At 61.9% G+C, this 12931-nt stretch carries 15 protein-coding genes; 7 read left to right on the forward strand and 8 right to left on the reverse strand.

Going from position 1 to position 12931, the window contains the following annotated elements; genetic code table 11:
* Window positions 1-32: 32 nt before the first annotated feature.
* From A9D13_RS11465 to arsB, 6 genes are all read left to right on the forward strand, one after another.
* Complete coding sequence (locus tag A9D13_RS11465; RefSeq protein ID WP_009802104.1) at window positions 33-239, forward strand: helix-turn-helix transcriptional regulator; 207 nt, start codon at window positions 33-35, stop codon at window positions 237-239.
* Window positions 236-430, forward strand: a complete 195-nt coding sequence (locus A9D13_RS11470; RefSeq protein ID WP_066773605.1) for a helix-turn-helix domain-containing protein — start codon at window positions 236-238, stop codon at window positions 428-430. The genes A9D13_RS11465 and A9D13_RS11470 overlap by 4 nt, the downstream gene beginning before the upstream one ends.
* A 107-nt stretch (window positions 431-537) precedes the next feature.
* The gene (locus A9D13_RS11475; protein WP_066773606.1) at window positions 538-876 is read left to right on the forward strand and encodes an ArsR/SmtB family transcription factor; all 339 of its coding nucleotides are present in this window, start codon (window positions 538-540) and stop codon (window positions 874-876) included.
* On the forward strand, window positions 876-1346 hold the full coding sequence (locus tag A9D13_RS11480) for an ArsI/CadI family heavy metal resistance metalloenzyme (RefSeq protein WP_066773607.1): 471 nt from the start codon (window positions 876-878) through the stop codon (window positions 1344-1346). The genes A9D13_RS11475 and A9D13_RS11480 overlap by 1 nt, the downstream gene beginning before the upstream one ends.
* Window positions 1347-1354: 8 nt before the next feature.
* The gene (locus A9D13_RS11485; RefSeq protein ID WP_066773608.1) at window positions 1355-1852 is read left to right on the forward strand and encodes an arsenate reductase ArsC; all 498 of its coding nucleotides are present in this window, start codon (window positions 1355-1357) and stop codon (window positions 1850-1852) included.
* Window positions 1852-2922, forward strand: a complete 1071-nt coding sequence (gene arsB, locus A9D13_RS11490) for an ACR3 family arsenite efflux transporter (RefSeq protein ID WP_066773610.1) — start codon at window positions 1852-1854, stop codon at window positions 2920-2922. The genes A9D13_RS11485 and arsB overlap by 1 nt, the downstream gene beginning before the upstream one ends.
* A 33-nt stretch (window positions 2923-2955) precedes the next feature.
* On the opposite strand, the gene A9D13_RS11495 is transcribed toward arsB, so the two are convergent.
* The 8 genes from A9D13_RS11495 to A9D13_RS20125 form a co-directional block, all read right to left on the reverse strand.
* Window positions 2956-4098: a tyrosine-type recombinase/integrase gene (locus A9D13_RS11495; protein WP_066773612.1), complete on the reverse strand. Its 1143-nt coding sequence runs from the start codon at window positions 4096-4098 to the stop codon at window positions 2956-2958.
* 260 nt (window positions 4099-4358) lie between these two features.
* Window positions 4359-4502: a hypothetical protein gene (locus A9D13_RS20510; RefSeq protein ID WP_156522013.1), complete on the reverse strand. Its 144-nt coding sequence runs from the start codon at window positions 4500-4502 to the stop codon at window positions 4359-4361.
* 586 nt (window positions 4503-5088) lie between these two features.
* Window positions 5089-6099, reverse strand: coding sequence for a copper resistance protein B (locus A9D13_RS11505; protein WP_066773616.1), 1011 nt, complete (start codon window positions 6097-6099; stop codon window positions 5089-5091).
* A complete protein-coding gene (locus A9D13_RS11510) occupies window positions 6099-7934 on the reverse strand; it encodes a copper resistance system multicopper oxidase (protein ID WP_082922303.1) in 1836 nt (611 codons plus the stop codon). Before A9D13_RS11510 ends, A9D13_RS11505 begins: the two co-directional genes overlap by 1 nt.
* Window positions 7935-7967: 33 nt before the next feature.
* On the reverse strand, window positions 7968-8561 hold the full coding sequence (locus A9D13_RS11515) for an RNA polymerase sigma factor (RefSeq protein ID WP_066773618.1): 594 nt from the start codon (window positions 8559-8561) through the stop codon (window positions 7968-7970).
* A gap of 7 nt (window positions 8562-8568) precedes the next feature.
* Entirely contained in the window at window positions 8569-9009 is a 441-nt protein-coding gene (locus A9D13_RS11520) for a periplasmic heavy metal sensor (protein WP_229665241.1), read from the reverse strand.
* On the reverse strand, window positions 9006-9290 hold the full coding sequence (locus A9D13_RS11525; RefSeq protein WP_066773620.1) for a hypothetical protein: 285 nt from the start codon (window positions 9288-9290) through the stop codon (window positions 9006-9008). The genes A9D13_RS11520 and A9D13_RS11525 overlap by 4 nt, the downstream gene beginning before the upstream one ends.
* Window positions 9291-9752: 462 nt before the next feature.
* On the reverse strand, window positions 9753-9950 hold the full coding sequence (locus A9D13_RS20125; protein WP_082922305.1) for an SUMF1/EgtB/PvdO family nonheme iron enzyme: 198 nt from the start codon (window positions 9948-9950) through the stop codon (window positions 9753-9755).
* Window positions 9951-10443: 493 nt separating this feature from the next.
* Between A9D13_RS20125 and A9D13_RS11530 the strand changes: the two genes are divergently transcribed.
* Window positions 10444-12888, forward strand: coding sequence for a zinc-dependent metalloprotease (locus tag A9D13_RS11530; RefSeq protein ID WP_066773622.1), 2445 nt, complete (start codon window positions 10444-10446; stop codon window positions 12886-12888).
* Window positions 12889-12931 lie beyond the last annotated feature (43 nt).

Consider the following 12931-nt stretch of genomic DNA (forward strand, 5'->3'; position numbering starts at 1 on the left):
AGGGGCCGCCAGTATCAAATTGAGAATGCCCCATGTCGAATACCGAACGCATTATCCGCCTCAAGACCGTGCTCGACCGCACCGGCCTTTCCCGCTCCACCATTTATCGCAAGATCGCTGAGGGCACGTTCCCGTCGCAAGTGAAGATCAGCATCCACGGCGCGGGCTGGCACGAGTCAGCAATCAATCGCTGGATCGCCGATCCCGCTCACTATCGTGAAGAGGAACCGGCGGAATGAGCGACCATCAACCCATCGAACCAATCTGCATCAGGATCAATGACGCTGCCCGCATGATCGGCATAGGTCGCACGAAGCTCTACGAGCTGATCGCGAACGGCGAACTCGAAACGGTCAAGATTGGCAAGGCAACGCGCATCACCACCGCCAGCCTTCACGGTCTGATTGACCGCCAGCGTGTCGATAGCTGAGACCACCGGCAAATTCGCCAATCCCTGCTGGCCAAATGCAAATATGCGGCTTGACCAAGCTCGCTTCATTCCATATTTCGATATTTGTCGAATCATTGGAGTGATCAATGCAAGCCGACCGTTTTATCCGAGCCTTGTCCGCTTTGGCACAGGAGCACCGCCTCGCCGCGTTCCGTCTGCTCGTGCAGGCAGGGGAGCAAGGCGTCGCCGCCGGGGTGCTGGCTGAGAAGCTCGACGTGCCTCCTTCTTCAATGAGCTTTCACTTGGCTCAGCTTGCCAATGCGGGGCTGGTCACCCAGCGACGCGAAAGCCGCTCGATCATCTATTCGGCGGACTATGCCGCGATGAATGGCCTGATGGGCTACCTCACCGAAAACTGCTGCGGCGGCATGTCCTGTTCCGAGGATGCTGACTGCCTTCCTTCTCCTCAACGAAAGAGCGCCTGATGAAGCGATTCCACGTTCATGTCGGCGTGACCGACATCGACAAGTCCATTGCCTTCTATTCAAGCCTGTTCGGTGCTGAACCTACCGTGGTGAAGGCCGACTATGCCAAGTGGATGCTCGATGACCCCCGCATCAACTTCGCGATTTCGATGCGCGAGGACGCGACCAAAGGCATCGAGCATGTCGGCTTGCAGGTCGAGGACAAAGCCGAACTCGAAGAGGTCTATGGCCGTCTAAAAGCTGCTGACCGTCCCGTTCTGGAAGAGGGCGCGACCACCTGTTGCTACGCGCAGTCGGAAAAGAGCTGGATTACCGATCCCGATGGTGTGGTGTGGGAAGCCTTCCTGACCGAAGGCGAGAGCACGACCTATGGCGGCAGTCCCGATCTCAACCGGCTCGCCTCGGCTAACGCCGCATTGAGCGCCTGCTGCGCACCGCAACTGGCTCAGGCCAAGACTTCCTGCTGCTGAGGCTACCCATGTCCGATCAACCGCTGAACGTGCTGTTCCTTTGCACGGGCAATTCCTCTCGCTCGATTCTGGGTGAAGCGATCCTCAACCATGACGGTGAAGGCCGATTCAAGGCCTATAGCGCGGGAAGCAATCCGACCGGCAAGGTGAACCCCTGGGCGATCCATACGCTCAAGACCCTGGGCTATCCGGTGGAGGGATATCGCTCCAAGAGTTGGAGCGAGTTCGCCGATGGGCCGGAGTTCGACCTGATCTTCACCGTCTGCGACAGCGCGGCGGCGGAAACTTGCCCGGTCTGGCCGGGTCGCCCGACCTCGGCGCATTGGGGTATCCCCGATCCGGCGGCGGTCGAGGGTAGCGATGCCGAGAAGGCAGCGGCCTTTCTCGATGCCTTCCGGATGCTGAAGCGGCGCATCGACCTGATGCTGGCACTTCCGCTTGCCAGCCTGGAGCAGATCGCTCTGCGCGAAAAGCTGCAATCCATTGGCCTTGAGGCGGACAAGTAGTGACTACGGCGGCCGCGGAAATCGACTCCCGCGCGGCGGGTCTGGGTCTGTTCGAGAAATGGCTGTCGGTCTGGGTCGGCGGGGCGATCCTTGTCGGGATTGCGCTCGGCAATATCGCCCCGGAATTGTTCTACTCGCTAGCGGCCATCGAATATGCCTCCGTCAATCTCGTCGTCGCGGTGCTCATTTGGGCGATGATCTTTCCGATGATGGTCGCGGTCGACTTTGGCGCGGTGCGCCGCGTCGGCGACAAGCCCAAGGGTCTCATCATCACGCTGGTGGTGAACTGGCTCATCAAGCCGTTCACGATGGCGGCGCTGGGCGTGCTGTTCTTCGAGGTCGTCTTCGCCGACGTCATCGCGCCTGCCGACGCACAGCAATACATCGCCGGACTGATCCTGCTGGGTGCGGCTCCATGCACCGCGATGGTGTTCGTGTGGTCGCAGCTGACCAAGGGCGATCCGGCCTACACACTGGTGCAGGTTGCAGCGAACGATCTCATCATGATCGTTGCCTTCGCTCCCATCGTCGCGCTGCTGCTGGGCGTGACCGACATTTCGGTGCCGTGGGAGACGTTACTCCTCTCGGTCGCGCTCTACGTGGTCGTCCCGCTCGCTGCAGGTGCTTTCGTGCGTCACCGGCTGCTCGCGACGCATGGCGGCGATGAAGCGGCGGTGTCCGAGTTCACCGGACGCCTGAAGCCGCTCTCGATCATCGGCCTGTTGCTGACGGTGCTGCTGCTGTTTGGCTTCCAGGCCGAAACCATCGTCGCGCGACCGCTGCTAATCGCTCTCATCGCCGCGCCGATCATCGTCCAGAGCTATGGTATCTTCCTTATCGCCTATGGCTGGGCAAAGGCGTTGAAAGTGCCGCACGCGGTCGCTGCACCCTGCGCGCTGATTGGCACGTCCAACTTTTTCGAACTCGCCGTGGCGGTGGCTATCGGCCTTTTCGGCCTTGGAAGCGGCGCTGCGCTAGCGACAGTCGTGGGGGTGCTCGTTGAAGTGCCGGTGATGTTGTCACTGGTCGCGATTGCAAACCGGACACGGGCCAGCTTTCCCACGGGCTGAGCGCGATCTCCCCATTCCGATGGGCGCATCCACCTACCTCTGACCGAGAAACTCCGCCCACCTCGCCATCAGCTCGCGCCGCTTGTCAAAAAAGTCGGTGCGGCGATAGGCAGCTTCGACCTGATTGCTCAGCTTGTGCGCCAAGGCCTTGTCCGCCACCTCCTTGGGGAAGTCGGTCTTCTCCGCTGCCCAATCGGTGAAAGCGGAGCGGAAACCATGGACGGTTGCGCCCTTGATCCCTGCATCGCGCAATAGCTTGGTCATCGTCATGTCGCTGATGGGCTTCTCGCCATTGTTCGAGAAGACGAGGCCATCGTCGCTCGTGCGCAGTTTCCAGCGCCGACGCAGAATGGAAACCGCTGCCTTAGAGAGCGGTACCACATGGGTTTCCTTTGCCTTCATGCGCTCGCCGGGGATGGTCCAGACCGCCTTGTCGAGGTCGATTTCGGTCCAGACGGCCTTGCGCGTTTCGCTCGACCGCACGGCGTTGTAGATGGTGAAACGCAAGGCATCGCGGCCCGTAGTGGGTGATGCTGTCGCCAGTTCCTTCATGAACGCCGGAATCTCTGCATAGGGCATGGCCTTGAAGTGTTCGACCTTGTCGGTCTGGCGCGGCAATCCCTTGCGGACAGAGCGCAGCGCGGCCTCTTCTTCCCGCCATCCCTTGATATGCGCGAAGTCGAGCACGGCCCCGATGCGCTGCAAAATCTTGCGGGCGGTGTCGGGGATCTCGAGCCAAATGGGCGTGAGCACCTCGACGACGTGGGTGTTGTCCACCCGATCGACGGGCTTCCTGCCGATCAGCGGGAAGACGTGGTTTTCCATGCTGGAAATCCAGTTTCGATAGTTCTGGTTCTTCCAGCCGCCCTTCAACGCCTCGTAGCATTCGCGCGCTGCGGTTTCGAAGCTCGGCACTACCTTGCGCGACTTCCGTCGCTCGGCAACCGGATCGATCCCGGCGCGAACCTGGCGGCGTAATGCGGCTGCGGCGTCCCGCGCCTCGGTAAGCGTCACATCGAGTGCTGATCCCAATCCGTAGTCGCGCCGCCTGCCGTTGTGCTGCATCCGCAAGACCCAGCTGCGCGAGCCGCTTTCCTTCACGAAGAGGCACAAACCACGGCCATCAACGTAGCGACCGGGCTTGGCGTTCTTCACCTTCAATGCTGTCAGTGCCATAGGTTATACACACCATAAAATTGTTCCAACTTTCGACCCCACATGGGACACGAAATACGGGCAAACGGGGGCGATCAACCGTGAACACGGTAGAAGACAAATCCCTGATTTTACAGAGTGGTTAGGGACGTCCCGACACTGCCTGCGACAGAAGTTTTAGCATTGTCGGGTGCGCCATATTTTTCAAGGGCTTACGCTGATTCTTGATCATCAGCCGCTGGAGTTTCCGGTGATGCTCCGGTGAAGGCTCCGGGAACCATCTATTCGATCCGGTCGATGAGGCGCTGTGTAAAGGTCAGCGCGTTCACCAGATAGGCTGCGGAATAGGGCGCATATCGATCAGAAATATCGGGCTGAAAATGGCCCAGCATGATGCCACCCTCGATCCAGTTCGATGCTCCCATTTCGGCACGAGCTAGCGCAGATACGCTTCGCCTGATCAGCTTGGCGGCGCTTTGGCCTTCCTGCGGAAAGCCGGCACGCCGCGTCAGATCCAAAGGCTGGGGTGTTGAAGCTGATCCATGTAGCGCTCTTCAATTTGATCAATGGCATTGCCGATGCGCATGCCAAGAACTTCAGTCTGCTGACAAGGCGGGTGATGATGTCGTGTTGACACCGCTCTATGACCTTGTCTCGACCGTCGTGTGGCCGGAGTTGTCGTCTCGGTTTGCCATGAAATATGGATGCGCGAAGACTCTCGACGATATGTCGGTCGGCCACTTCGAGCGATTTGCAGCGTGTATTGGAAATCTATGAGCGAGCGCATGGCGCTTCGGAAAATTGCAACGGGAGCTCAATTCTGCAGATAATCATGAGCTAGCATATCTGTCTGCACTTGCTCACGACCGTTCAGGCCGCCTGCGCGCAAAGCTTGCCGCGTTAATTCCTGGGGTTCGCTTAGCGTTGAAAATCCTTTGCCAACTAAAATTCTAATGGGAAAGATCTGCTCAACGGTCAGCCGTGGCGCATGCCAATCGAAGGGTGTTGAGCCTAGAACCAGAACCGGATCCCGGCCACGTAATTGGTCGCGCTTGGGTCTTCGCCTGCGGCGCGGGCGTAATCTGCGCCATGGCCGATTTTCCATTCCTGCTCGATCCCGACATAGGGCGCGAACTGGCGCGTGATTTCATAGCGCAGCCGCAGCCCCGCCTCTACCGTGTCGAGACCGGCACCGACGCCGAGTTCGGGAATATCCTGCGCGGACAGTCCGATCTCGGCGCGCGGTTGCAGGATCAGGCGCTGGGTTATGCGCTGATCCAGCTCCGCCTCGATCCGGGCGGTCACATCGCCCCTGGTCGAGATGAAGGCGGCGGCATCGACTTCGAACAGGTAAGGGGCAAGACCCTGCAGGCCGATTACCGCATGGGTGCGCTCCGGTCCCGTCAGGTCCTGCCGGATGCCGGCCTGAAGGTCCCACCACGGGCCGATCGCGTGGCTCCATAGCGCCTGCACTTCAGCCGATTCCGGCTTTTCGCCGAAATTGCCTTCGCCCTCGCTCTTGACCCAGAGCTTGTCGATGTCGCCGCCGTAATAGCCCTGGATGTCCCAGAGGTAGCCGTCGGACCCTTCCCGCGCGCGATATTCGGCGCGCTCGCCCTGGATCCACAGCAGGTTCATCCCGCTCACCTCGCGGGCTACCGCCGCGCGCGAGGCTGCCATCTTCTCGGCCCCGACGATGGCGTCGGCGGCATGGGCGGGGCCTTCGAACGCTTCGGGCGGGGGAGGGGTCTGCGGGATCGGCGCTTCGCCGGCCATGGTTGAATGATTCATCCCCGAGTGGTCCATCAGCTGCTCGTCCGCCTCGGACCTACATGCGCTCATGTCACCGTGATCCATCGCCCCGTGGTCCATTGCGCCTTCGCCCATCGCGGCGTGGTCGGGCATGGGGCAGGTGTCGTCGGCAGCAGGGGCAGGCGCCGCATGATCGTGGTCCTGCGCAGCGGCGGCGGCGGGGGCGCTGGCCAGCAGCAGGGCGGCGCCGATCGGGATCGTCTTGCGCATCAGTCCGCTCCTGCGTCCAGCGGGCGGACGGTGACGACCTGAAACATCCCGTTATGCATGTGGTAGATAAGGTGGCAGTGAAACGCCCAGTCGCCCGGTTCATTGGCCGTCAGGTCGAATTGGGCGCTGCCGCCGGGCTGGACGATGAGCGTGTGCTTCAGCGGCTGATGCCCATGCGGCGCATCGTTCACCAGCTCGAAGAAATGGCCGTGGAGATGAATGGGGTGCGCCATCATCGTGTCGTTCACCAGCTTCACCCGCACCCGCTCGTTAAAGGCAAAGCGGAGCGGATCGTCGGTCACGGCAGAGAATTTCTTGCCGTCGAAGGACCACATGTACCGCTCCATATTGCCGGTCAGGTGGATCTCCTTCATCCGTGTCGGGCGGCGCATGTCGGTGTTCATGCGCGCCGCGACCAGTTGCCGGTAGTTGAGGACACGGTGCTCGATATCGCCAAGGCCGATCCCCGGATCGCCCATGCGGTCAACCGGGTTCATCGACACCATGTCGATCCCGGGCCCCACCTTCACATCCGGCGGCAGAAGCGAGGTGTCGCGCATCGACATCGAACCCATGTCCATCCCAGAGGATTCGGTGCCGGTCGAATGATCCATGCCCGCCATTGCGCCGTGGTCCATCGCCCCGTGATCCGTTGCCCCGTGGTCCATTGCCCCGTGGTCCATTTCAGGGCCCGATGAACCGTGGCTCATCCCCATGTCGGCCATCGTCAGCAGCGGCGGATCGCGCAGGGGAGGGACAGCGGCGCGAGCGCCTTCGCTGCTTGCCAGCATGGCGACGCCCATGCCCGAACGGTCCATCGCCTCGGCCACGATGGCAAAGGCATCGGCGCCCGTCGGTTCGACGATCACGTCATAGGTTTCGGCATTGCCGATCTGGAATTCATCGACCTCGACCGGGCGCACGTCCTGCCCGTCGGCAGCGACGACATGCATGGCAAGGCCGGGGATGCGGACATTGAAAAAGGTCATGGCCGAACCGTTGATAAAGCGCAGACGGACCCGCTCCCCCGGGTTGAAGGCAAAGCGCAGATCGTCTTTCGGTCCGTGGCCGTTGATCAGATAGCTGTAGAGCGGGGCCGACACGTCAGAGATGTCGGTCGGCATCATCCGCATTTTCGCCCACATCCGCCGGTCGGCTCCCGATAGCGGGTAATCGTCGGTCGCGGTGGTCTTCTGGAAGTTGAAAGGCGCTTCGCCCACTTTCAGCTTCTTGATCAGCGCATGTGGATCCAGCGGCGACCAGTCGGTCAGCATGACCACATAGTCACGGTCGACCCGGTGCGGATCACCGCCAGCGGGGTCGATGATGATCGGCCCGTAATGGCCCATCGGTTCCTGCAGCGTATGCGCATGCCACCAATAGGTGCCCGCCTGCCGGATCGGGAATTCGTAGCGGAAGCTCTCCCCCGGCTCCACCGCGGCCATCGACACGCCGGGCACCCCGTCCATCTGGAAAGGTACCAGCAACCCGTGCCAGTGGATCGACGTCGCCATGGAACTGTTGTTGAGCAGGTCGACGACAAGGTTCTGCCCTTCGGTCAGCCTGAGGAGCGGGCCGGGGAGGGTGCCGTTCACCGTGACGGCGGGGCCGGTGCGGCCACCGGTCGCAAAGGCGCTGTCGGCGACTTTCATCGTCAGCTGCTTGCCCGAAAGAATATCGCTGCCCTTGCGCGCCATCGCGCCGCCGCCATGCACCCCGCGCGCCCATGCGGGCATGGCAAGGCCCGTGCCGATCAGGCTGGCAGCACCGGCACTGCGCATCAGGAACTTACGGCGGTCGAGGGGGAGGGTTTCGCGTGTTGCAATCGTGCTCATGCCCCCTGCTTACGCAGCGGGCGGCAATGTCCCTCAGGAAAAATCGGTTCTTTCCCGCAATCGCTTGCGCGCGCGATAGACGCGGGTCTCGATCGTCTTTTCCGAAACGCCCAAAAGCTGCGCCGCCTCGCGCTGGCTGCGACCGTCCATGGTGACCAGCACCAGCGCCTCGCGCAGTTTGACCGGCAGGCGCTCGATCTCCTTGCGGACCCTTGCCAGCATTTCGCGGTCGGCCAGTTCGACATCGGCGCTGGGCCGGTCGCTCGGGGCCCTGTCGGCTGGATTGGCAAAGTCCGCTGCATCGGCGTCCGCTGCGTCGGAAAAGTTCAGGCGGATCAGCGCCGATGCCTTGCGCCGGCGCAGGCGGTCGCGGCAGCGGTTCAGCGTTACGGTGGTGAGAAAAGCGGCGATCGGCCGGTCAGGGTCGAGCCGCGCCCGCGCCAGCCATACGGATGCCAGCGCGCCCTGCACGGCATCCTCGGCATCCTCGGCAGAGGCCAGCATGCGCCTTGCCAGTACGAGGAGGCGCGGCACATGCGGCGCGACCAGCCGGTCGAAGGCAGGCCTGCTGCCTGCTACGACCTTCCTTGCAAGATCACTTTCGTCCGTGGCCTGGCCCGCTTGCACAGGCGGCTCATTCGTCCGGTTCGCTGGTGAGGGAAGCGGCGACGCGCCGGTCGAACAGGCGCTGCTGGTCGGCATGTAAAAGCGCGCGCATGGCAAATACGTGACGCACCGTCGCCTTTTGCAAATCGCCCATACTGGCATGCACCTCGTCGATGGCCATGGCGACCTTCGGCCCATATTCCTTTTCTTCGTCCATGGCCGCGGCAAGGCGGCTGTTGGCCGCGCGCAGCGCCAGTTCCATCTGCTTGCGCTCTACCGCGAAGTCGGCGTGCAGCGCGTCAAGCCGGGCCTGCTGCTCGGCATCAAGGTCGAATTCCTCCTGCACATAGGCGTGCAGGGTCTGGGCCTTTGCCGGCTCGCGCCATTCGCTCGCGGCAAAGGCGCCAAGGCAGCCCGCCGCGATCGCGAGCACGAGCGCCATCAAAAGCTGGAGCGGGCCAAACTTCACGGTTCGACGTTCAATAAGGCAGCGGGCGAGAAATCCGCGCCGTCGACCAGACGCACATCGGCCATTTCGGCGTAGGCGGGCGCATGGATGGTGCCAAAGCCCGCGCCAAGGCCGATGACCGTCATCCCGCCCATCAACGCAAGGCGGCGGCGGGCTGCCGATGCCTCTTCCATCTGGCCGACGCGCATCCACACGCCGTCCATGAACCCGTCGGGCATGGTCGGGGTTTGCGCGTCGCCCACGCCGCTCAGGGCCATATCCAGTCGCTTGTCGTCGTGCATGATGTTCAGATCCGCCTTTACCCCGTCTTACGCCAGCGAAGCCCAAGCCCCTCAAAAAATTCGTGAGAGGTGCCGGGGGGCGAGCGTAAATGGCGCGATGCACAAGTCAAACCGGACCGGATGCCGGGGTGGCTTTCCAGGCATACCCTTTCCTCCTGAAAGGATTGTCACGGATGAACAGGATGATGGCGCTGGCCATGGCCGCGGCAACGATTATCGCGGAGCCTGCGCAGCTGGCGCGGGCGCAGGCGGCTCCCGCGCAGGGGGCGCCGTTCACCCGCATCCCGCCGGAAACGACGCGGCAAGGTCGCAGGCCTGCGAGATCAAGCATGGTTCGATGATCCGTCGACAGATGGGCGGATCCGCGTCGAACGCGCATTATGGTGAGGTCTTTCGTTGCCCATATGCACTTCGGACACGAACGGCTGATCTTATCGCTTAAAGCAAGGTCACGACCTGGCCCTATCCTCTTACCACGCATCTGAAACCGATATGGCTGGTAGAGCTGTCAAAAGGCTGACCCTGCCGTGCGGCAGGTCGGTATCTCTGGCAGTAATTTTCGGCACAAAGATGCGAGCCGCCCTTGGTCACCCTTCTGGTCTGCCGAAGGATGTCATTCACCAGCCGCTCAGCACGGGCCTTGGCAGGCGATTTTTTCAAGGAGGATTTGGGCTTTAACTTCGTTCCTTCGTCACTACGACGAAGCCCAAATCCTCCTTAAATCACAACCACAATTCTGTGCCACTGGTGCTGACGGGGAACAGGGCAGGATTGAAGTCGAGAAAATGACCGAATGGATCGAACGCAGTGTACAAAAGAGCCCATCGCGCAGCATGGCGACAGAGTATTGTCATGCTTGCGCTAATTTTCCTCGCCCGCCGATAATCTTTGCAGCCGGGGCGGAATGGCGCGTTTGGTCGGCGGAAACCGCAGCCCTGCGAAATGGCGGCTCGCCTAAAACGGCCAATGGCGAAAATTGTATCAAAATCCGAAGTTATTGACGCAATGCGTCAAGGCCTTGTGCGTCCATGCTCAAATTTGATCGGATTCGCCGCCCTCCTTTTCATATAGTTGCTGCATCCAGCATCGAAAACTTGGGGCGGTTTGCATGGGACGAATTGGGCGTTGCGGTCATCGGGGTCTTGGCAGGGCATTGCTGTATGCAGGCGGCGCGGCGCTGGCGTTTACCGCGCCTGGCCCGGCACCGGCGCTGGCCGCGCCATCCGGCATGATTGCCGGATTGCCGAAAACGGACGGCTATGTCCCGTTTTACTGGGATGCGGCGGACGGCAAGGTCCTCCTCGAAATCCCGGCCTTTGACGAGGACGTGCTCTATTACGTTTCGGCCGCGACCAATCCGGGGTCGGTGCAGGCCGGTTTCGACCGGGGTGTCATCTATACCGCGGTCGTTCATTTCGAACGATCGGGCGACCGGGTGCTGGTGAACCAGATGAACATGGATTACCGCGCCACCGGCGGCAGTCAGGCCCTGAAAGACGGGGTGCGCGATTCCTTTCCCAGCTCGGTACTGGCCGTGCTGCCGGTCGTTTCGGATGCAGGCGGCAAGGTCGTCGTCGACGGCACGCCCTTGTTCATGCGCGACGCGGGCTATGTATCGCGCCGGTTGAAGCGTTCGAAGCAGGGCGATTTCCGTTTCGACCCGGCGAAAAGCGCCTTTTACCCGAAACGGATGAAGGCATTCCCGGAAAATACCGAGATCGAAACGGTCGCGACCTTCACTTCCTCTGCCCCCGGCAAGGCCCTGTCGGAAGTCATGCCCGCGCCCGACATCTTCACCATGCGCGTCCACCATTCCTTCCTGAAGGCGCCCACCGGCTATACCCCGCGTGAGGCCGATGCGCGCATCGGCGTGGGTTCGATCGAGTTCAAGGATTTCTCCAAGGACTTCGACGATTCCCCTGTCACCAACTGGATCCGCCGCTGGCGGCTGGAAAAGAAGAACCCCGGCGCCGCGATGAGCGAGCCGGTGGAGCCGATCGTCTATTATTTCGACCCCGCCATTCCCGATCCGATCCGCCACGCGATGAAGGAAGGGCTGCTGTGGTGGAACAAGTCTTTCGAAAAGGCCGGTTTCATCAATGCGATCGAGGCGCGCGACGCGCCCGCCGACATGGACCCGATGGATATCCGCTATGCCTATGTGCTGTGGATTCAGCGCGACCAGCGCGGCTTTTCTTCCAGCGGGGCCTTCATCGATCCGCGCACCGGAGAGGTGCTGGGCTCGAAGACCCACATGGACACCTATCGCATCCGCACCATCGCCAATTATTTCGATGCCTATAGCGGCGGCCTGCCTGCCGATGGCAGCGGGCTGACCGTCGCCGATCCCAGCCTGTTGCTGGACGCAGACGGGTTCGCCGCCATGCCCAAGGGGCAGCGCGACATGGTGCTGCTGCGCCAGGCGGTGCTGACCGCGCATGAGCTGGGGCATACACTGGGCTTCGGGCACAACTGGAACGCGAATATGAACGATCGTTCCAGCGTGATGGAATATCCGGTCCCGCGCGTGACGGTAAAGGACGGCAAGCTCGATCTTTCGCAAAGCTTCATGACCTCGGTCGGGGCCTATGACGACTACATGGTCGAATATGCCTACACTCCCTTTGCGGCGGGGCAGGAGGAAGCGGGGCTCGACGCGATCATCGCCGACATGCGGGCCAGGGGCGTGTTGTACACGCCCAGCAGCGACCCGCGCTATGCATGGTATGTCGACGGGCTGGACCCGGTCGCGGAGCTTGAGAACATGGGCGCGGTGCGCGACATCGCGCTGTCCAGCTTTGGTCCCGCCATGCTCAAGTCCGGGGAGCCATATGGCAATCTGCGCGATATGCGCTTGTGGATGATCTACCTGCATGAGCAATACGCGATCGAATACGGTCTGCGTTACATCGGCGGGCAGTTCCAGAACATCGTGGTCAAGGACAAGGAGAATGGCCTGACCCCGACCGAGTTCGTTCCCGCCGCGACCCAGCGCGAGATCCTTGGCCAGCTGATGGATATCATCGCCCCCTCCCATCTTGCCATGCCCGAGGATTTGCTGGCGCAGCTGGTGACAGACCCCGATGACAACCATGAAGACATGTCGGACGATGCGGTTTTCGACCAGCTGAAGGCCGCGCGTATTCTGGCAGCGCAGGTGCTGGAACCACTGTTCGACGGGGACCGCGCCTCTCGCATGATGGCGCTGGCGGCGCGAAAGCCCGACACGCTGACCTTCCCCCAGATGGTCGACACCGTCATCGCGCATAGCTGGGACGTGAAACCGTCGGGCTCGGCGCAGGATCAGGCGCTGCTGCGCGTGACGCAGAATGTCGCCATGCTCGCCATGATGAAGCTGGGCGCGGACGAGGATACATCGCCCGCCGCGCGCTATTTCGTGCTCGACCGGCTGGACCAGCTGGCAAAGCAACTTTCGGGCCGCAAGGCGCCCGATGCTCTGACCGCTGCGTTTTATCGGGAATCGGCGCGGCAGATCGACCGTTACCTCCAGTCACCCGAAGCGCCAGAGAAGATCATGCCCGTATGGGGCCAGGAGCCGCGTTCGCGCTATCCCGGACCGCCCGGACCGCCGCTCTGATCTCCTGCGCTTTACCCGGCCGCGCGTCCCTCCGCGCGGCCGG

Origin of the sequence: Croceicoccus mobilis (assembly GCF_001661965.1) — a bacterium.
GTDB classification, from domain to species: Bacteria; Pseudomonadota; Alphaproteobacteria; order Sphingomonadales; family Sphingomonadaceae; genus Croceicoccus; species Croceicoccus mobilis.

Coding starts and splice junctions, on each gene's coding strand:
- A9D13_RS11495 (WP_066773612.1), bottom strand. CDS start 4,098: ATGGCACTGACAGCATTGAAGGTGAAGAACGCCAAGCCCGGTCGCTAC.
- A9D13_RS11505 (WP_066773616.1), bottom strand. CDS start 6,099: ATGCGCAAGACGATCCCGATCGGCGCCGCCCTGCTGCTGGCCAGCGCC.
- A9D13_RS11475 (WP_066773606.1), top strand. CDS start 538: ATGCAAGCCGACCGTTTTATCCGAGCCTTGTCCGCTTTGGCACAGGAG.
- A9D13_RS11510 (WP_082922303.1), bottom strand. CDS start 7,934: ATGAGCACGATTGCAACACGCGAAACCCTCCCCCTCGACCGCCGTAAG.
- A9D13_RS11465 (WP_009802104.1), top strand. CDS start 33: ATGTCGAATACCGAACGCATTATCCGCCTCAAGACCGTGCTCGACCGC.
- A9D13_RS11525 (WP_066773620.1), bottom strand. CDS start 9,290: ATGCACGACGACAAGCGACTGGATATGGCCCTGAGCGGCGTGGGCGAC.
- A9D13_RS20510 (WP_156522013.1), bottom strand. CDS start 4,502: ATGGGAGCATCGAACTGGATCGAGGGTGGCATCATGCTGGGCCATTTT.
- A9D13_RS11480 (WP_066773607.1), top strand. CDS start 876: ATGAAGCGATTCCACGTTCATGTCGGCGTGACCGACATCGACAAGTCC.
- A9D13_RS11470 (WP_066773605.1), top strand. CDS start 236: ATGAGCGACCATCAACCCATCGAACCAATCTGCATCAGGATCAATGAC.
- A9D13_RS11485 (WP_066773608.1), top strand. CDS start 1,355: ATGTCCGATCAACCGCTGAACGTGCTGTTCCTTTGCACGGGCAATTCC.